17 protein-coding genes are annotated in these 18443 nt (G+C 58.7%); 14 read left to right on the forward strand and 3 right to left on the reverse strand.

Annotation, left to right across the window (positions count from 1 at the left end; all coding sequences use genetic code 11):
* The first annotated feature begins 411 nt into the window (after positions 1–411).
* From MTP39_RS02865 to MTP39_RS02875, 3 genes are all read left to right on the forward strand, one after another.
* On the forward strand, positions 412–1803 hold the full coding sequence (locus MTP39_RS02865; protein WP_249241363.1) for an ABC transporter substrate-binding protein: 1392 nt from the start codon (positions 412–414) through the stop codon (positions 1801–1803).
* A 187-nt stretch (positions 1804–1990) separates the two neighbouring features.
* Positions 1991–2920, forward strand: a complete 930-nt coding sequence (locus MTP39_RS02870; RefSeq protein WP_249241364.1) for a carbohydrate ABC transporter permease — start codon at positions 1991–1993, stop codon at positions 2918–2920.
* A 16-nt stretch (positions 2921–2936) separates the two neighbouring features.
* Positions 2937–3788: a carbohydrate ABC transporter permease gene (locus tag MTP39_RS02875; protein WP_430517145.1), complete on the forward strand. Its 852-nt coding sequence runs from the start codon at positions 2937–2939 to the stop codon at positions 3786–3788.
* A 265-nt stretch (positions 3789–4053) separates the two neighbouring features.
* On the opposite strand, the gene MTP39_RS02880 is transcribed toward MTP39_RS02875, so the two are convergent.
* Positions 4054–4872 (reverse strand): helix-turn-helix domain-containing protein, encoded by an 819-nt coding sequence (locus MTP39_RS02880; RefSeq protein ID WP_249241365.1) that lies wholly within the window; start codon positions 4870–4872, stop codon positions 4054–4056.
* Positions 4873–4983: 111 nt separating this feature from the next.
* Here MTP39_RS02880 and MTP39_RS02885 point away from each other — a divergent pair, with 111 nt between their 5' ends.
* The 3 genes from MTP39_RS02885 (at position 4984) to MTP39_RS02895 (ending at position 8615) form a co-directional block, all read left to right on the forward strand.
* Positions 4984–6540, forward strand: coding sequence for a glycoside hydrolase family 28 protein (locus MTP39_RS02885; RefSeq protein ID WP_055186956.1), 1557 nt, complete (start codon positions 4984–4986; stop codon positions 6538–6540).
* 3 nt (positions 6541–6543) lie between these two features.
* A complete protein-coding gene (locus MTP39_RS02890) occupies positions 6544–7689 on the forward strand; it encodes a glycoside hydrolase family 88/105 protein (protein WP_055186955.1) in 1146 nt (381 codons plus the stop codon).
* 161 nt (positions 7690–7850) lie between these two features.
* Positions 7851–8615, forward strand: a complete 765-nt coding sequence (locus MTP39_RS02895) for a M23 family metallopeptidase (protein ID WP_249241366.1) — start codon at positions 7851–7853, stop codon at positions 8613–8615.
* Positions 8616–8660: 45 nt separating this feature from the next.
* Here MTP39_RS02895 and MTP39_RS02900 read toward each other — a convergent pair whose 3' ends face one another.
* Positions 8661–9854 (reverse strand): MFS transporter, encoded by a 1194-nt coding sequence (locus MTP39_RS02900; RefSeq protein WP_249241367.1) that lies wholly within the window; start codon positions 9852–9854, stop codon positions 8661–8663.
* Between the two features lie 82 nt (positions 9855–9936).
* Complete coding sequence (locus tag MTP39_RS02905) at positions 9937–10581, reverse strand: TetR/AcrR family transcriptional regulator (protein WP_249241368.1); 645 nt, start codon at positions 10579–10581, stop codon at positions 9937–9939.
* Positions 10582–10759: 178 nt separating this feature from the next.
* Between MTP39_RS02905 and MTP39_RS02910 the strand changes: the two genes are divergently transcribed.
* The 8 genes from MTP39_RS02910 (at position 10760) to MTP39_RS02940 (ending at position 18380) form a co-directional block, all read left to right on the forward strand.
* The gene (locus tag MTP39_RS02910; protein WP_249241369.1) at positions 10760–12052 is read left to right on the forward strand and encodes an NAD(P)/FAD-dependent oxidoreductase; all 1293 of its coding nucleotides are present in this window, start codon (positions 10760–10762) and stop codon (positions 12050–12052) included.
* Positions 12053–12107: 55 nt separating this feature from the next.
* Positions 12108–12776: a (d)CMP kinase gene (gene cmk / locus MTP39_RS02915; protein WP_249241370.1), complete on the forward strand. Its 669-nt coding sequence runs from the start codon at positions 12108–12110 to the stop codon at positions 12774–12776.
* Positions 12777–12800: 24 nt separating this feature from the next.
* Positions 12801–13412, forward strand: coding sequence for a lysophospholipid acyltransferase family protein (locus tag MTP39_RS02920; protein ID WP_249241371.1), 612 nt, complete (start codon positions 12801–12803; stop codon positions 13410–13412).
* Between the two features lie 3 nt (positions 13413–13415).
* Positions 13416–15326: a bifunctional 4-hydroxy-3-methylbut-2-enyl diphosphate reductase/30S ribosomal protein S1 gene (locus MTP39_RS02925; protein WP_249241372.1), complete on the forward strand. Its 1911-nt coding sequence runs from the start codon at positions 13416–13418 to the stop codon at positions 15324–15326.
* A 96-nt stretch (positions 15327–15422) separates the two neighbouring features.
* Positions 15423–16001 carry a GtrA family protein gene (locus MTP39_RS02930; protein WP_249241373.1) on the forward strand — a complete coding sequence of 193 codons (579 nt, stop codon included), beginning with the start codon at positions 15423–15425 and terminating at the stop codon, positions 15999–16001.
* 171 nt (positions 16002–16172) lie between these two features.
* The gene (locus tag MTP39_RS14005) at positions 16173–16307 is read left to right on the forward strand and encodes a hypothetical protein (protein WP_005944717.1); all 135 of its coding nucleotides are present in this window, start codon (positions 16173–16175) and stop codon (positions 16305–16307) included.
* 18 nt (positions 16308–16325) lie between these two features.
* Positions 16326–16991, forward strand: a complete 666-nt coding sequence (deoC, locus tag MTP39_RS02935; protein WP_249241374.1) for a deoxyribose-phosphate aldolase — start codon at positions 16326–16328, stop codon at positions 16989–16991.
* A 219-nt stretch (positions 16992–17210) separates the two neighbouring features.
* On the forward strand, positions 17211–18380 hold the full coding sequence (locus MTP39_RS02940) for a GGDEF domain-containing protein (RefSeq protein WP_249241375.1): 1170 nt from the start codon (positions 17211–17213) through the stop codon (positions 18378–18380).
* The last annotated feature ends 63 nt before the right edge of the window (positions 18381–18443 follow it).

Genomic DNA, 18443 nt, shown 5'->3' on the forward strand with positions numbered 1-18443 from the left:
TTTTGCACTATTGATATATCAGTTGCGGCGGGACATTTGTCTGCTGAAGGGGAGAACGGGCTAAAGAAGATGGGTATGGGTGGCAGCTGCAAAGCGTGAAATTTTACAGGCAGAACGGCAAATGTAACAGGAATTATTGAAATTTTTGCCGTTATGCCCCTGTTGCATCCCAGATTTTTATGCAAGTCATTGAAGTATACAAGTTGCACAGTTTTTCAGCGCAAGTTTATTCATTTCGGCAAGGACGTCGAATCTGTTCTGAAAACAAGGGCAATATTTGTACGTTTTTATCCTGTATCACTGTAAATTGCATCTTTCTTTTTCTTGTGGCTTTTGTTATCATAATTGTATACAAGGGGGCATGTGCAGACCCCCTGCATGAAGATGTTTTCTATTAGGAGGAGAACAAAAATGAGCAAGGCAATTTCTCGTCGTAACTTCCTGATGGCTACCGGCGCTGTCGGTGCTGCAGGTCTGCTGGCTGCCTGCGGCAGCAAGCCCGCTGCTTCTTCCACCGCTTCTTCCGCTGCTTCTCAGGCTCCCGCTGCTTCCGCAGATGAGAGTCTGGCTCTGTCTGACGGTCCCGTCAACCTGAGCATCAGCTGGTGGGGCGGCGACAGCCGTCACGCTGCTTACCAGAGCGCTCTGGAGGCTTTCCACACCGAATACTCCAACATCACCGTGGAGCCCACCTTCGCCGCATGGTCCGGCTGGGAAGAGAAGATGGCTGCTGCCTTCATCGCAGGCAACGCGCAGGATGTGTGCCAGGTGAACTGGAACTGGCTGTACAACTACTCTGCCGACGGCAGCAAGTTCGTGGATCTGAACACTGCTTCCAAGTTCATCGACCTGACCCAGTGGGATGCCGCTGCTATGGACGCTTGCTATGTGGCCAACAGCCAGCAGTGCGTGCCCGTCTCCATGACCGGCCGTATCTTCTACTGGAACATGACCACCTTTAATAAGGCTGGCATCACCGAGGTTCCCAAGTCTCTGGACGATCTGATGGCTGCCGGTAAGGCTTTCCAGGAGAAGCTGGGCGACGATTACTACCCCATGCACCTGGGCGCATACGACCGTATGATCCTGATGGTGTTCTACCTCGAGTCCAAGTACGGCAAGGACTGGGCAGATCCCGTTACCTCCACCCTGAACTACACCGAGGAGGAGATCGCTGAGGGTCTGGCCTTCATCAAGAGCCTGGTGGACAACCACGTCATGATGAACCTGAAGACCTACTACTCCGCAAACTCCGATACCGCTACCCACCAGTCTAACGAGTGGATCACCGGTAAGATCGCAGGCATCTTCGAGTGGGATTCCGCTGCTACCAAGTACGCTTCCGCTCTGGACGACAGCAACAAGGACGGCTTCACCGTGGGCGAGGAGATCAAGTTCGGCGACAACAACGGCGGCTTCTCCAAGGTGTCCATGGGTCTGGCTATCACCAAGACCTGCAAGAACGTTGCCGAGGCTGCTACCCTGATCAACTTCCTGCTGAACGAGGAGAAGGGCGCTTCCATCATGGGCTCCGAGTGCGGCATCCCCGCTTCCAAGGCTGGCCTGAAGTTCGCTCAGGACGCCGGCGCTGTCAAGAGCCTGGTTGCTGACGCAAATGCCAAGGTCATGGCCTTCACCACCAACAAGCTGGATCCCCTGTTCGAGAACAACGACCTGAAGGCTTCCGGCACCGGCATCTATCAGGAAGTGTTCGATAACATCGACTACGGCGATCAGACCCCCGAGGAGGCTGTTGAGACTCTGCTGGACGGCATGGAGTCTGTTGGCTACACCGTCGGCTAAGTTTATCCCTCTCTGACAGCGGTCAGAACCGGATATTCCGTATCTGAAACACAATAAGGGTATCTGCCGCCCGTACGGCAGATACCCTTGTTTTTTCAGAGAAAGGTTATCAAACCTTGAATGAATTGTTGCCGGTCTGTGACCTGCTGCACTGTCTGCTTCAAATCCTGTAAAAGGAGGACTTCGGATGAAAAAAAGTAATGCGCCCGCAGGCGCACGAACTCCGTTCCAGAAATGGGTCGATAAGTATCAGGGTCTGTTTTATCTGATCCCCTGGATCATCGGCTTTCTCGTCTTTAAGGCGTTCCCCTTCGGTCAGTCGCTGTACTACAGCTTTACCGATATGAACTTCTTCAAGGACGGCACCAGCTTTGTTGGTCTGGCCAACTACATTACCGCATTCCACACCAGAAAGATCACCAAGGCGCTGATCATCACCTTCAAGTACGCCTTTATCACCGTGCCCCTGAAGCTGATCTTCGCACTGTTCATTGCCTACATCCTGAACTTTAAGATCGCCTGCGTCAACCTGTTCCGTACCGTGTACTACATCCCCTCCATTCTGGGCGGCTCTGTGGCGATCGCCGTGCTGTGGAAGGCTGTGTTCAGCGTGGACGGTCTGCTGAACACTGTGCTGCGCGCTGTTACCTTTGGTGCAGTGCAGGGCCCCGAGTGGCTGTCTGACCCCAACTACGCACTGTGGATCATCTGCTTTTTGCGTATATGGCAGTTCGGTTCCGCCATGGTGCTGTTCCTTGCTGCACTGAAGGGCGTGCCCGCAGACCTGTACGAGGCGGCTACCATCGACGGCGCCGGTAAGTGGCGTCAGTTCTTCTCCATCACCGTGCCGATGATCACCCCCATCATCTTCTACAACCTGGTCACGCAGATCTGCCAGGCTTTCCAGGAGTTCAACGGCCCCTACATCATCACCAACGGTGGTCCCCGTGGTTCCACTACCCTGATCTCCCTGCTGGTTTACAACTACGCATTCAAGTCCTACGACATGGGCATGGCTTCTGCTCTGGCATGGATCATGTTCATCATCGTCTGCATCCTGACGATCATTGCGTTCACCAGCCAGAAGAAGTGGGTCTACTACTCGGATGAAAGGTAAGGTGACCAATATGGGAATGAAAGCATCGAATAAGATCGCAACCTTCTTTAAGTACTTCGTGCTGATCCTGGTTGGTGTCATCATGATCTATCCTCTGCTGTGGATGATCAGCGCTACCTTCAAGGACAACAGCGAGATCTTTGCAGGCATCAGCCTGTGGATCAAAAAGCCTACGCTGGATGGCTACCGCAACGCCCTGAACAACTTCGGCGGCTCCATCAACATCCTGCAGGCCATGCTCAACACTTACAGCTACGTCATCCCCAAGGTGATCTGCACTGTGGTGTCTGCCTGCATCGCCGCTTACGGCTTTGGCCGTTTCGACTTCCCCGGCCGCAAGCTGCTGTTCAACATCATGCTGGCCACCCTGTTCCTGCCGCAGGTCGTGCTGAACGTGCCGCAGTACCTGCTGTACAACAAGTTCGGCTGGGTGGACAGCCCCTTCTATCTGGCCATCTGGGTGCACTGCGCATTTGCTACCGAGACCTACTTCGTGTATCAGCTGGTGCAGTTCATGCGCAACGTCCCGCGTGATCTGGACGAGGCTGCCGCCATTGACGGCTGCTCCTCCTTCCAGACCCTGTACAAGGTCATCGTGCCCATGCTGGGACCCGCTCTGGTGTCCTGCGCACTGTTCCAGTTCATGTGGAGCTGCAACGACTTTATGGGCCCGCTGCTTTACGTCAGCACCCCCGGCAAGTACCCCATGTCCCTGTTCGTCAAGCTGTCTATGGACGGTGATACCGGCTTTGCATGGAACAAGATCCTTGCACTGTCCCTCATCTCCATCCTGCCGCAGCTGATCGTATTCTTCTGTGCACAGGATCAGTTCGTTGAAGGTATCTCCGCAGGTGCCGTCAAGGGCTAATGCGCCATAAGAACATCTGACCAAGACCAACACCCCCTGTGCTGCTCCCAACGGATGGCACAGGGGGTGTTTTGGTAGGCGGGAGAAATGATAATTCCGCTGCGCGGAACATGATGAGCCCTGCGGGCAATGATGTCTGCCTACGGCAGATGATGTGTGCCTTACGGCACATTGCCGCAAAGCGGCACATCATGTTCCCGCAGGGAACGCATCATTGCGCAGCACATCATTGCGTAGCACATCATATTCGCCGCAGGCGAATACATCATTCCCTATTTTTCTTGCGGTACTGCAGGGGGCTGATGTCCATCACCTCGCGGAACACGCGGCGGAAGTGGGCGGCGCTGGCAAAGCCGGTCTGCTCGGCAATCGCGCTGATGGAAAGCTCGGTGGTCTCCAGCAGTTTCTGCGCGGCCTCGATGCGGCGGTTGTTCAGGTAGTCCACGATGGACTGCCCGGTCACCCGCCGGAACAGGCGGCTGAGATAGTAGGGGGAAAGGTAGAACCGCGCCGCTACCTCGGTAAGAGAGAACTTTTGCCGGTAGTTGGCGGCAAGGTAGGCACACACCTGCTCAATGGTCTCGTTGCGGGGGCGCGCTGCGGCGCTGCTCTCGGCAAGGCACTCCTGCTCTACATAGTGCAGGATGAGCAGCAGGTACAGTCCGCCGGGGTAGTCCTGCTCCGGCATGGCAGAGCACATCATCTCCAGCAGGGTGCGCAGGCGGCGGGTCCATAGCACCGGGCCGTACAGCACCGTTGCCTCCCCGGGCACGAACAGCCGGACAAAATCCCGCTGGGCGGCGCTGCGCAGCTCGTGCAGGGCGCTGAGCGGAAAGCGGCAGCCCACCAGCTCCGGTACGGCTGCCCCGGCGGCGGAGAGCACCGCGTCCCCCGCACCCAGCAGCAGCGCGCTGCCGGGGTTTACCAGCAGGCTGGTTTCCCCCATTTGCAGGGTGCAGCTGCCCTCGCTTACCAGCAGAAAAGTGCACGTCTCCTCGTCTGCCGTCAGCTCCAGCTTGCTGCCGGTCAGCCGCACGGTGTCTGCCTTTACCTTTGCATGGATCTTTTCCCGTTCCGCTTTCATTTTGCGCATCCTTTCCGAAAACGACCCTCCCGGTAGCCGGGAGAGCGCTTTTCCTCATGATACCACGTCTGCCCCGTGGGGGCAAGACGAACTCACAGGAGGTTATTTCGCATGAATCTGACCCTGATCCGTTCCATGACCCGCAGCGCCGTTTTCGAGCTGGAAAACGAGCTGTGCTACCGTCCGGCACACCCCTTTACGGTTGCCCTGAATGGCAAAACAGTATACGAGGCCTGCAACACCAATGTGTTCTCCCTGTTCTCCCTGCTGCCCGGCACTACCTATACGGTGGAGGTGCAGGCTGAGGGCGAGACCCTGAAGCTGGATTTCACCACCGAGGCGGAGACCTTCTTTGTGGATGCTGCCCGCTACGGTCTGGTGGCTGACGGCGAGACCGACAACACCGTGCGGCTGCAGGCGGCGCTGTCCACCTGCCCCAAGGGCGGCACAGTGTATGTGCCCGCCGGCCGTTACCGCACCGCCAGCCTGTTCATGAAGAGCAACACCACCCTGTATCTGGAAAAGGGCGCTGTGCTGCTGGGCGACAACGACCGCACCCATTACCCCATCCTGCCCGGCGTACTGCCCAGCGAGAACGAGGTGGACGAGTACTACCTGACCGGCTGGGAGGGCAACCCGCTGGACAGTTTTGCGGGTCTGTTGAACATCACGCAGGTGCATGACGTGGTGGTGACCGGCGAGGGTACACTGGACTGCGATGCCGAGAACGGCGACTGGTGGGTGAACCCCAAGGTCAAGCGCATCGCATGGCGTCCCCGCGCCGTGGCTGCGGTGGACAGCGAGAACGTCTGCCTGCACGGCATCACGGTGCAGAACAGCTATTCGTGGACCATCCACCCCATCTTTGTCAAGCACCTCGACCTGCTCAACTTCAACATCAACAACCCCTACAACGCCCCTAACACGGACGGCATCGACCCCGAGAGCTGCGAGTACATTCGCATCATCGGCATGAACATCCATGTGGGCGACGACTGCATCGCCATGAAGGCCAGCAAGGTCTTTCTGGGCATGAAGCTGAAGCGCAGCTGCGAGCACACCGTCATCCGCAATTGCCTGCTGGACAAGGGCCACGGCGGCATCGTCATCGGCAGCGAGATGAGCGGCGGCGTCAAGGACATGGTGGTGACCCAGTGCCTGATGGACCACACCGACCGCGGTCTGCGCGTCAAGACCCGCCGGGGCCGCGGCAACACCGCCGTTATTGACGGGCTGGTGTTCCGCAACGTGGAGATGCGGGGCGTCAAAGCGCCCTTTGTCATCAATATGTTCTACTTCTGCGACCCGGACGGCCACGGCCCCTATGTGCAGTGCCGCGAGCCGATGCCGGTGGACGAGTACACCCCCAAGCTGGGTAGCCTGACCATGGAGAACATCGTGGCCACCGATGCCCAGTTCGCGGGCTGCTACTTCGACGGTCTGCCGGAGCAGCCCATCGAGCGGGTGACCATGCGGGATGTGAGCATCACCTTTGACCCCAACGCCAAGGAGGGACAGGCTGCCATGGCCGATAACCGTCCGCTGGTGAAAAAGCTGGCCATCTATGCCGAGAACGTCAAGGAGATCGACCTGCACAACGTGAAGATCGAGGGCTACGAGGGCGAGCGGCTGCACTTTGCCAACGTAGGACATTTTGAGGAGGACTGACCCATGACCCATGAAGAGATCCTGTCCATGCTGGGCGACTATGTGGACTACCTGATCGCAAATTCCAGCGCAGAAGCCCCGATGTGGAACATCGAGAAGGTGCGCAGCGGCAAGCCCAACAAGTGGAACTACATCGACGGCTGCATGATCACCGCCTGCCTGAGCCTGTACAAGACCACCGGCGACGAGAAGTATCTGGAATTCTCCAAGGAGTTCATCGACTACTTTGTGCAGCCGGACGGCTCCATCAAGACCTACGACCCCAAGGAGTATAATCTGGACAACGTGAATCAGGGCAAGAACCTGTTCATTCTGTATGATATCTACGGGGACGAGAAGTACCGCAAGGCTATCGACACCATCCGCAGCCAGCTGCTCACCCAGCCCCGCACCAAGGAGGGCAACTTCTGGCACAAGGACATCTATCCGTGGCAGGTGTGGCTGGACGGCACCTATATGGCACAGCCCTTCTACATGGAGTACGAGACCCGCTTCAACAAGATGCAGGGCTGCATCGACAGCTACAAGCAGTTCATGAACATCAAAAAGCACATGCGGGACGAAAAGACCGGCCTGTACTACCACGGCTACGACGAGAGCCGCCAGATGTACTGGGCAGACCCTGAGACCGGCTGCAGCCCCAACTTCTGGCTGCGCGCCATGGGCTGGTTCCTTGTGGCGATGGTGGACGTGCTGGAGCGCATGGACGAGCAGCTGTACAACGAGTACCGCGGCATCATGGCCATGCTCAAGCAGACTGTGGAGGATATGCACAAGTTCCAGGACGAGCAGACCGGAATGTTCTGGCAGGTCATCGACCACCCGGAGGCCGAGGGCAACTATCTGGAGACCAGCGGCACCGCCCTGTTTGCCTACGCGGTGCTCAAGGGCGTGCGTCTGGGCTATCTGCCCAAACGCATGGCTGCATGGGCGGAGAAGGCTTTCTACGGCACCTGCGACCGGTATCTGTCCAAGAACCCGGACGGCAGCTTGCAGCTGGACGGCATCTGCCTTGTGGCGGGTTTGGGCGGCAAGGATCACCGTGACGGCTCTCTGGCCTACTACTTCAGCGAGCCGGTGGTCTGCAACGACGCCAAGGGCGTAGGCCCGCTGGTGCTGGCCTATACCGAAATGATCGCACGCAAGTAACCAAAAAACAGGGTACAGCAGGGCTGAGCAGCTGCAAAAAAGCGCCTGCTCAGCCTTTTTGCGTGTCTTTTTTGTCCCCTTGCATAAACCGCCCGCCGCTGTCCCACACTAAGCCCAGAAGATGATCCCGTATACAAAACGGACAGATGGGAGTAACAAGCATGGAGCAGATCAAAAAATTTCTGCACGGCAAGGGCTTTGCTCTGCTGCTGACCGCAAGCCTGCTGGCTGCGGCTGCGGCAGGGGTGTGGGCGGTGCACGCCCTGCGGGCAGAACTGCAAAAAAGTCTGGATGGACTAAACGCCCCCGGCACCACCCAACAGACCACCCCGGAAACAGAACCGGACTGGGACGCACAGGAGGATACCACATGGCAGCAGCCCGTGACCGACGTTGCAAACAGCAAGGCAGATGTGCCGCAGCAGACGCCCTCTGGGGCGTCCTCTGGTGCGCAGTCTGGCTCTGGTTCGCTGCGCGAACCCTCGGCACTGCAAGGCGCATCCTCGCCTGCCAGCAGTTCGGCACAGCCTGCCGCCGCACCCTCTACGCCGGGGCGCGTGCTCAACGCCTTCAGCGGCGATGAACTGGTCTATAACAAAACGCTGGGCGACTGGCGCACCCACAACGGCGTGGACTATGCCTGCACGCAGGGCGCTGCGGTGGCAGCACCCGTAGCGGGCAAGGTGGTCTCTGCCGGAGCAGAGGGCAACTGGGGCACTGTGGTGGTGCTGGAAGATGCCGCTGGCCGCAGTTGGCGGCTGTGCGGTGTGGCTGACCCTGCCGTAAAGGCCGGGGAGACCGTGACCGCCGGGCAGAAGCTGGGCACGGTGGGCACTGTCGGCTGCGAGTGCGCCGAGGAGAGCCACATCCATGTGGAGGTAAAGCAGGGCGAAAGCTATCTCGACCCGGCAAAGCTGTCGGAGTAAGCAAACCATAAAAGGGGCTGCAATAGCGGCTCCTTTTTTGCTGTGTCAGATGGTACGGCGCGTTTGCAGCAGCCAGAGGACCAGCGCCGAAAGCACCCCGGCTGCCAGCAGGACATCTGCCGGGTGCGCAGCCCAGTGCTGGAAGGCACTGCCATAGGCTGCCTGCCCGATGGGCTGGGTCAGGCAGGCCAGCACGGAGAGGCAGGCTGTCGTCTTGCCCAGCTGTGCCTGCGGCACTAACACCTGCAGCTGCGCAAAAAACCATACATTGAACAGCGCTGCCACGGCCATAAATACGGCCCCCAGCACCAGAATGCTGCCGAACTGCAGCACTGACACCCGGAGAGCAAGCCCCAGCGCGGCGCACACGCCGCTGAGCGCCAGCAAAAGACCTGTGCCGCTGCGGATGGGATGCCGGACAAAGACGGTTCCGGCCAGAATGCCGCCCAGAATGCCGCCTGCGCTCAGCACCGCCTGCACAAGACCAAGGGAGGCATCACTTTTCTGCAAAGTCTGTACCACCAGCACCGGAACACCTACGGTGAGGGCGGGGACTTCCAGCAGGTTTACAGCCGCCATGGCGGCAGCTAACCGCAGCACCGCAGCCTGCTCGGTGAGGAACTGCGCACTTTCCCGCAGGTCGGCCCACAGAGAACGGACGGAGAGCTTTGTGTCCGATGGGACATCCTGTGGGATGCACAGGCACAGCTCCATCCCGGCAGAAAGTGCAAAGCAGCAGCCGCAGAGCACCAGCAGACCCCGGATGCCGAGGTGCTCCAGCAGAACAGCACCCAGCAGGGGGCCGAGAAGCTCGTCCACGGTATCCACCAGCTGGATGACTGCGTTGCCGCGCAGCAGCTGGGTGCCGTTCAGCAGCAGGGGCAGGCAGGCGCGTACCACGGGCTGGTAGAGCCCCTGAATGGCGTACAGACTGCCCAGCACTGTCAGGACCAGCGGAAGCAGGGGCAGATGCGGCAGTCCGGCAGCGGCTGCAGCCGCAATACCGGCGGTCACCAGATCCAGCAGTGCCATCAGGCGGGCTTTACGGCAGCGGTCTGCCAGCGCGCCGCCGGTCAGCATTCCGGCCAGAGCAGGCAGCATGGCCAGCGCGGTGATGCCGCCGTACAGCGCAGCGGAACCGGTCTGCCGCAGCAGATACAGTGGCAGCGCAAACCGCAGGGCGGCATTGCCGAACAGGGAGACGATCTGCCCGAGGACGATAAGGATAAAAGTGTTCATGGAAACCTCCTGCTTTTTTATTTACAGACTGTTGGTCTGTATTTACATACAAAAAAAGGCGGAGCGTTCCGCCCGGGAAAATTCAGTCTTTGACCGGTGTGCACAGCTGCACCAGCTGTTCGGCCTGTGCATCCGTCAAAAGATCCAGCCCAAGCGCGTGGGTCATCTGCTGAAACACGACGTTCCGCGCCCGCTGCTGGGCCGGCGTGGTGGGGCGCGTCTGGGGAGAAAGCCAGATGTCTGCCAGCACGAACAGCGCTTCGGCCAGTGCATTGGCATCGGCGGTGTGGATGGAGCCGTCCGCCATGCCCTGCCGGATCATGGGGGCAATACACTCCGGGGCCAGATGCGCTTCAATGTTGGTCAGCTCCATGGCAAGGAACTGCGGGTTGCTGCACAGGTGCGGCAAAGTCTGCGCGATCTGCTGCTGCCGCTGCCCGGCAAAGGAAGCTGCAAACACCGCCTGCAGCTTTTGCAGCCCGGTCAGGGCCGGGTCGTCCCGGATATGGCGCAGCGGCTCCCACATCTGGTCGCCCAAACGGTCGCCGACACGCTGCGCGATCTCCTCCTTGGAGCGGAAGTGATGGTACACCGCCCCTTTGGAAAGCTTTGTGGCATCAATGATGTCCTGCAGGGTGGTATTCTGGTAGCCCTTCTGGATAAAGAGCAGGGCGGCGGCGTCCAAGATCTTTTCAACGGTCTGTTCCGGGTATTTGTTGCGCGGCATGGCGGATGCTCCTTTTTTACAAACTAACGGTCTGTAAAAAGAATACAGCAGCCCGGCGGCTTTGTCAAGAGGGCGTGGAACCGAAAATCCATTCATTTCCGGCGGCGCTGCATTGCTTTTGTGCGGGGTTTCTGGTATGATACAATAGAGTTAAAAGGCGATTTTGGGAGGATGACAGATGGCAAGGGTTTTGATCGTGGGAGCCGGGGCGGCCGGACTGATGGCGGCGGGTGCCGCCGTGCGGCAGGGACATCAGGTGACGGTGCTGGAGCATACCGAAAAGCCCGGGCAGAAGATCCTTGTCACCGGCAAGGGGCGCTGCAATGTGACCAACGACTGCCCGGCAGAGGAGTTTTTGCGCCATGTGCGCACGAACCCGCGCTTTTTGTACTCCTCGCTGGGGGCGTTCCCCCCGGCAAAGACCATGGAACTGTTCGAAGGCCTTGGCGTGGAGCTGAAGGTGGAGCGCGGCCGCCGGGTGTTCCCGGTATCGGATAAGGCCGAGGAGATCCGGCAGGCGCTGCTGCGCTATGCGCAGGATGCCGACATCGTCTATGATAGCGCAAAGAAGCTGCTGCTGGAGGACATCGTGCCGGAGGCAGAGCCTGCCCCGGCGGCAGCAGAAAACCCGCGCCACCCCAAAAAGAAAAAGGTGGGCCCGGCGCTGCGCTGCGTAGGCGTGCGGGGCACTTCCGGTCGGGAATACCGGGCGGACGCCGTGCTGGTGGCCACCGGCGGCGTGAGCTACCCCACCACCGGTTCTACCGGCGACGGCTACAAGCTGGCGCAGCAGGCGGGACACACCCTTGTGGAGCCGGTGCCCAGTCTTGTCAGCCTTGTCAGCCGGGACCCGGACTGCAAAAAGATGATGGGTCTGGCGCTGAAAAACGTTACCCTGACCCTGCTGGAGGACGGCAAGGCCATTTTTGACGAGCAGGGCGAGATGCTGTTTACCCACTTTGGCATCAGCGGGCCGCTGACTTTGAGCGCGTCCAGCCATCTGGGGGATATGAAAAAGCACAAGTACATCGCGGAGATCGACCTGAAGCCCGCCCTGAGCGAGGAGCAGCTGTACGACCGCATCACCCGGGACTTTGCCCTGCTGGCAAACCACGCGGCGCAGGGTGCGCTGGTCAAGCTGCTGCCTTCCAGCATGCAGCCGGTGATGGTGGCGCGCTGGGGCATCGACCCCGCCACCAAGGCAAACCAGATCACTCGGGAGCAGAAGCGGGAGCTGGTGCAGCTGGTCAAGCACTGGCAGGTGTCCATTGACGCCCGGGGCGACCTTGCCCACGCAGTCATCACCAGCGGCGGCGTATCGGTGCGGGAGGTAGACCCCAAGACCATGCAGAGCAAAAAGGCGCTGGGGCTGTACTTTGCGGGCGAGGTGCTGGATGTGGACGCCTACACCGGCGGCTACAATCTGCAGATCGCTTTCTGCACCGCACAAAGCTTTGCGAATAATCTGTAAAAAAGCAGTGCAGTCCATTCCCGTGTACTATTATATATAATAAGGAGAACATATCATGGTATCTGTTGCGATCGATGGGCCTGCGGGTGCAGGCAAATCCACTCTGGCACGCCGTCTGGCGGCAGAGCTGGGCTATATCTATGTGGACACCGGTGCAATGTACCGCGCCATCGGCCTGTACGCCCTGCGCGCGGGCAAGGACCCCAAGGACAACGCGGCGGTGGACGCCCTGCTGCCGGAAATCGAGCTGCGGCTGGCCTCCATTGCGGGCGAGCAGCACATCTACTTGAAGGACGAGGACGTGAGCACCGCCATCCGCACCGAACAGGCGGGTATGGCAGCCTCTGCCGTGGGCGCAAACCCCGCAGTGCGGGCATTTCTGCTGGACTTGCAGCGCAGCATGGCCAAAAAGCAGGATGTGCTGATGGACGGCCGGGATATCGGCACGGTGGTGCTGCCGGACGCTACGGTAAAAATCTTCCTGACCGCCAGCCCGGAGGCACGCGCCACCCGCCGCTGGAAGGAGTATCAGGCCAAGGGCATCGACACCCCCTACGAGGAAGTGCTGGCAGATGTGAAGCAGCGGGATTATCAGGACACCCACCGCGCCGCCGCTCCGCTGAAGCAGGCAGAGGACGCCGTGCTGCTGGATACCTCGGAGCTGGACTTTGAGCAGAGCCTTGACGCCATGAAGCAGATCATTGCCAAAAAGCTCGGCGGGTAAAACAAACAGGACAGGAATAGAAAAATGGTACTATATTATATTCTGGTGCCCCTTGCGTGGCTTGTGTGGCACATCGGTTTCCGCATCCGGGTGGAGGGACGCGAAAACCTGAAAAAGGTGCAGACGAAGGGCTATATCCTTGCGCCCACCCATGTGTCTGCCATCGACCCGGTGTTCATCGTTGTCACCCGGTGGGGCAGGCGGATGGTGGTGTTCGCCAAAAAGGAACTGTTCGAGATCAACGCCTTTCTGACCTGGTTCTTCCGCTGCTGCGGCGGCGTGTGCGTCCGCGGCACCAAGGACGAGATGACGGTCATCTCCCAGACGGTGGAAGCCTGCAAGCAGGGCAAGACCCTGCTCATCTTCCCGGAGGGTACCCGCGAAAAAGAGGGCAAGCTTCTGCCCCCCAAGAGCGGCCTGTTCGTCATTGCCGCCGAGGCAGGGGTGGACGTTGTGCCCTGCCGCATCCTGTACGACACCCCGGACGGGAAGATGCACCTGTTCTGCAAGGTGCGGGTGATCTACGGCGAGCCGATGCCCGCAGCGCAGTTTGCCATGGAAAGCCGCCGGGACACCAAAAAGCTCCGTGCCAACAAGCAGGCACTGCTGGAAGCATGGGAAAAGATGGGGGCGTAAGAGATGGAGATCCGTTTGGCAAAAACGGCGGGGTTCTGCTTTGGCGTGAACCGTGCCGTGGAACTGACCTACGGCCTGCTGGCCGAGGGGCATAAGGTGGCAACACTGGGCCCGCTGATCCACAACCCGCAGGCGGTGGAGGATATGCGGCGCAAGGGTGCACAGGTAGTGGACACCGTGCAGGATGTGCCTGCCGGGTGCGAGGTGGTCATCCGCAGCCACGGGGTGCCCCGCAGCGTATACGATGAACTGGAGACGCGCGGCATCCCGTACCATGACGCTACCTGCCCCTTTGTGCAGAAGATCCAGCGCATTGCCGCGCAGGCTGAAAAAGAGGGCGCGGTGCTGCTGGTGGCGGGGGATAAGACCCACCCGGAGGTGCAGGGCATTGTGGGACACACCCGGGGCGAGGTGTTCGTTTTTGCCGATTTAGCCGAGTTAGAGGCGTGGAACGGCCCTTCTGACCCCCAAAAACCCCTTTTTGCAGTTGCACAGACCACATTTCAGGTAACAAAATGGAAAGAAAGTTCGGAGTTTCTCAAAAAAGCCTATACAAACGCCCGAATTTTTGATACAATATGTAATGCGACGTGGGCGAGGCAACAGGAAGCGGAAGACCTCAGCCAAAAATGCGACATTGTTGTTGTCATTGGCGGTCATCATTCTTCCAATACCCAAAAGCTGGTACAGGTCGCCGCAAAACACACGCGTGCCGTAACGGTCGAAACAGCGAGCGAACTTCGGCCGGAATGGTTTGCAGATGTTAAAGTGGCGGGCGTGACAGCCGGGGCTTCAACGCCATCGTCTATTATTGAGGAGGTACTTAACAGTATGAGCGCAGAAATCAATGACAACATGAGCTTTGAGGAGATGCTGAACGCATCCGAAGAAAAGCGAGTTCATGCAGGCAGTATTGTGAAAGGAATCGTGACCAGCATCTCTGCCAACGAGATCCAGGTGGATATCGGTGCGAAGCAGACCGGCTTTGTCAAGCTGAGCGAGCTGACCGATGATTCCTCCGCCAAGGTCGAAGACCTGGTGAAGGTTGGCGATGAGCTGGACCTCATCGTCGAGAAGGTTATGGACCAGGATGGCGTCATCCAGCTCTCCCGCAAGAAGCTCGCATCTCGCAAGGGCATGGAAGAGATCGCCAAGGCAGCAGAATCCGGTGAAGTCGTCGAGGGCGATGTTACCGAGTTCAATAAGGGCGGCGTTGTCGTCAACGTCAAGGGCGTCAAGGTGTTCGTTCCCCGTTCTCAGGCCACTATGCGCCGCGACGAGGACTACACTGCTCTGGTCGGCCAGCACGTTCAGCTGGTCGTCACCGAGTGCTCTGGCCGCAAGATCGTGGGCAGCATCAACAAGGTGACCGCTGAGCAGAACAAGGCAAAGCGCGAGGAGTTCTGGGCAAACGTTGAGGTGGGCAAGACCTACACCGGCGTTGTCAAGAGCCTGACCTCTTACGGTGCATTCGTTGACATCGGTGGTGTTGACGGCCTGTGCCACATCAGCGAGCTGAGCTGGAACCGCATCAAGCACCCCTCCGAGGTCGTCTCCGTTGGCGACACCATCGAAGTGTATGTCAAGGACATCGACACCGAGAACCACAAGGTCTCTCTGGGCTACAAGAAGTCCGAGGACAACCCCTGGGAGCAGCTGAAGAACAACTACCCCATCGGCAGCACCTTCCATGCTCCGGTCGTTTCTCTGACCAAGTTTGGTGCATTCGTCCGCATCCTGCCGGGTGTTGACGGTCTGGTCCACATCAGCGAGATCAGCAATGACCGCGTTGAGAAGGTCTCTGACGCACTGAAGGTCGGCGATATGGTCGATGTGAAGCTGCTGGATGTTGACTTCGACAAGAAGCGCATCAGCCTGTCCATGAAGGCTCTGCTGAACGACGACGCTGAGTAATCAGCTCTTCGTGCAAAAGCATAGCTTCTGACACAATGCGATCTGCAGCCCCGTTGCCGGGAAAACGGCGGCGGGGCTGTTTTTGTTAACAAAGCCATGATGAAATTTTTAAAAAAGCACTGGGAAGTGCTCAGTTACCTGATCTTTGGCGTGCTGACCACCCTGCTGAATATTGTGCTGTACGCGCTGTTCAGCCGGCTGTTCGGCTACACTGCCGCCAACAGCTGGGGCAATGTGCTGGATAACGCTTTGTGCATCCTGTTTGCCTACTGTACTAACCGCGCGTTCGTGTTCCGCAGCAAGACCACCGGCAAAGCCATGGCGAAAGAGTTCGGCACCTTTGTCACCTGCCGTCTGGGCACCATGGTGCTGGATGCCGCCATCATGATCGTGGGCGGCAACCTGCTGGCCGCGCAGGGCGCGGCGCTGATGGAGAGCCTGTTCGGCAGTTTCCTGACGGTATCGGGCAGCTACACCGGTGCGGCTGCTTCGGCAGCAGCATCGGTAGCGGGTGTTGCCATCATTGGCGGCGCGGATGGCCCGACAGCAATTTTTGTCACGACCCTCATCACAGCGCAAGAGCTGTGGGGTCTGTGCGTCAAGGTATTCTCCAACGTAGTGGTCGTGGTGCTGAACTATGTGTTCAGCAAGCTGATCATCTTTAAGAAAAAGTAAGCAGAACCCTCTCAGACGCCTGACGGCGACAGCTCTCCCAAGGGGCGAGCTTTTGTAGAAGAAGGAAACGTTTTTCTCCAATGATAAAGCTCCCCCACTCGGGGGAACTGGCACGGCGTAAGCCGTGACTGAGAGGGTTTTAATAACAATCATCTTAGGAGGTACGGTATTATGAAACGTGGTCTGAAAGGGTTCGCATTCCTGGTCTCTGGTCTGGTGCTGGGCATCATTGGTGCAACGGTATCGGCGACTGCGATTGCACTCAGCGCTGTGGGCATGGCAAAGGTGCGCCGTGCCAGCAAGTAAAACAACGGAGGAACGAGCATGAACCGCGAAGAGATCCTGTCCCATGTCGATCATACCCTGCTGAAGCCGGAGGCCACCTGGCCCCAGATCCAGCAGCTGTGTGACGAAGCCATTGCAAACCACACCGCATCCGTCTGCATCAACACCTGCTACGTCAAGCAGGCTGTGGAGTATATGGCAGGCCGCATCCCCGTGTGCTGCGTGGTGGGCTTCCCTCTGGGTGCAATGGATACCGCCAGCAAGGCCTTTGAAGCCAAGACTGCCATCGCCAACGGCGCAGCCGAGGTGGATATGGTCATCAACATCGGCCGCCTGAAGAACAAGGAGTACGATGCTGTCCGCGAGGACATCCGTGCTGTGAAGCAGGCTGTGGGCGATAAGATTTTGAAGGTCATCATCGAGACCTGCCTGCTGACCGAGGAAGAGAAGGAAAAGATGTGCGACATCGTCTGCGAGGCCGGTGCCGACTACATCAAGACCAGCACCGGCTTCTCTACCGCAGGTGCAAACTTCCACGATGTGGAGCTGATGGTCAAGGGCGTGCATGGCCGCTGCAAGGTCAAGGCTGCCGGCGGCATTTCCACCGTGAAGGATATGGAGACTTTCCTTGCACTGGGCGCTGACCGTCTGGGTACCTCCCGCGCTGTCAAGATTTTGAACGGCGAGCAGGCAAAGGGCTATTAAGTTTTCTGCAAAAAAAAGGTATTTCGGCAAAGCCTCTGGGCTTGGCTGAACTGCAAAGGATGATTTCTCAAGGGCTGCTGCACAAATTGCCGTGCAGCGGCCTTTTTTGCACCTAAGCCTTGCAAGCAGGGCGCGGCAGGGTGTATAATACAGATAGATACTGTATGAAATAGGAGGCTGCCCGCTTTATGGGGTAAGGCGGGCAGAGGAGGAAGCGCAATGAATATACCCGAGATCCTTGTGGCCAATGGCACAGGGGCGGTGCTGGTAAGCTTTCTGCTTTTACTGCGGGTGCGCGGCGAAAGTAAAAACAGCGTGGGAACAGAGCTGTTCTGCCGGATTCTGGTGGTGACGCTGCTGGCACAGGTAACAGAGACGATCAGCTTTCTGCTGGACGGCGTGCCCGGCGCGGCAAGCCGGTTCTGGCTGTACCTCACCAACACCGTCTGCACCGGCGCTACCGTGTGCGTGGGCTATGCGTGGTGCTTGTATGTGGACTTCCGGGTCTACCGCAGCATTGGACGCCTGCGCAGAAGGCACCTGCTGCTGGGTGCGCCGCTGCTGGCGCTTTTGGTGCTGCTGGTGGCAAACCTTTTTGGCACGGGGTGGATCTTTACCATCTCCGCGGACAACGTCTACCGCCGCGGTCCGCTAAACATTTTGCTGTATCTGCTGCTGTTCAGCTATTACGCCGAGAGCGTGTGGCAGGTGCATAAGGCCAAGCGCGATGGCATTACGGTGGAATTTTTCCCGGTGTACTACTTCGTGGTCACCTGTGCGGTGGGCACGCTGCTGCAGGGCGCATTCTACGGCATGGCCTTTGGCTGGCTGTCGGTAGCCATCGCTTTTGTGCTTGTGGACAGCCAGACCCGCAGCCTGCGCGGCTATACCGATGAACTGTCCGGCCTGTTTGGGCGCAAGTACATGAACTACTGTCTGGACCGCATCCACGCCACACAGGAGAAGGACGTTTACGGCATCATGATGGACGTGAACTGCTTCAAGGAGATCAACGACACCTACGGTCACGCCGAGGGCGACCGGGCCATTCAGGAGATCGGGCACATCTTGTCCGGGGCGCTGGTGGCAAACTCGGTAGCCATCCGCATGAGCGGCGACGAGTTCATGGTGCTGATCTGTCACGGCTCGGAGGAGATACTGGACAAGACCTGTACCGCTATTGAGCAGCGGGTGCAGCACTATAACGAAACCGCTCCGGCGGGCAGCTTTCAGCTGTCCTTCTCCACCGGTGTGGCAAAGTACGAGGGCGGCAGTGTGGAGAAGTTTCTGGTGGAGCTGGATCAGCGGATGTATGCGGAAAAGCGCGCTTTCCACGCCGCCCGGGACGGCCACGCCGCACCGGAGCAGGGAAATGCTTCATCAATTTAAAAGGAATGTCTAAAATAAGTGCGACTTATCTTGACAATCTGACGCTGTAATGATAGAATATGT

Origin of the sequence: Faecalibacterium sp. I3-3-33 (assembly GCF_023347295.1) — a bacterium.
GTDB lineage: Bacteria > Bacillota > Clostridia > Oscillospirales > Ruminococcaceae > Faecalibacterium.

Bases quoted from the DNA above. Each gene is read 5' to 3' on its own strand.
- MTP39_RS02885 (WP_055186956.1), top strand. From the start codon at position 4,984: ATGAATCTGACCCTGATCCGTTCCATGACCCGCAGCGCCGTTTTCGAG.
- MTP39_RS02905 (WP_249241368.1), bottom strand. From the start codon at position 10,581: ATGCCGCGCAACAAATACCCGGAACAGACCGTTGAAAAGATCTTGGAC.
- MTP39_RS02920 (WP_249241371.1), top strand. From the start codon at position 12,801: ATGGTACTATATTATATTCTGGTGCCCCTTGCGTGGCTTGTGTGGCAC.
- deoC (WP_249241374.1), top strand. From the start codon at position 16,326: ATGAACCGCGAAGAGATCCTGTCCCATGTCGATCATACCCTGCTGAAG.
- MTP39_RS02875 (WP_430517145.1), top strand. From the start codon at position 2,937: ATGAAAGCATCGAATAAGATCGCAACCTTCTTTAAGTACTTCGTGCTG.
- MTP39_RS02865 (WP_249241363.1), top strand. From the start codon at position 412: ATGAGCAAGGCAATTTCTCGTCGTAACTTCCTGATGGCTACCGGCGCT.
- MTP39_RS02925 (WP_249241372.1), top strand. From the start codon at position 13,416: ATGGAGATCCGTTTGGCAAAAACGGCGGGGTTCTGCTTTGGCGTGAAC.
- MTP39_RS02870 (WP_249241364.1), top strand. From the start codon at position 1,991: ATGAAAAAAAGTAATGCGCCCGCAGGCGCACGAACTCCGTTCCAGAAA.
- cmk (WP_249241370.1), top strand. From the start codon at position 12,108: ATGGTATCTGTTGCGATCGATGGGCCTGCGGGTGCAGGCAAATCCACT.
- MTP39_RS02895 (WP_249241366.1), top strand. From the start codon at position 7,851: ATGGAGCAGATCAAAAAATTTCTGCACGGCAAGGGCTTTGCTCTGCTG.
- MTP39_RS02890 (WP_055186955.1), top strand. From the start codon at position 6,544: ATGACCCATGAAGAGATCCTGTCCATGCTGGGCGACTATGTGGACTAC.
- MTP39_RS02910 (WP_249241369.1), top strand. From the start codon at position 10,760: ATGGCAAGGGTTTTGATCGTGGGAGCCGGGGCGGCCGGACTGATGGCG.
- MTP39_RS02880 (WP_249241365.1), bottom strand. From the start codon at position 4,872: ATGAAAGCGGAACGGGAAAAGATCCATGCAAAGGTAAAGGCAGACACC.
- MTP39_RS02930 (WP_249241373.1), top strand. From the start codon at position 15,423: ATGATGAAATTTTTAAAAAAGCACTGGGAAGTGCTCAGTTACCTGATC.
- MTP39_RS02900 (WP_249241367.1), bottom strand. From the start codon at position 9,854: ATGAACACTTTTATCCTTATCGTCCTCGGGCAGATCGTCTCCCTGTTC.
- MTP39_RS02940 (WP_249241375.1), top strand. From the start codon at position 17,211: ATGAATATACCCGAGATCCTTGTGGCCAATGGCACAGGGGCGGTGCTG.
- MTP39_RS14005 (WP_005944717.1), top strand. From the start codon at position 16,173: ATGAAACGTGGTCTGAAAGGGTTCGCATTCCTGGTCTCTGGTCTGGTG.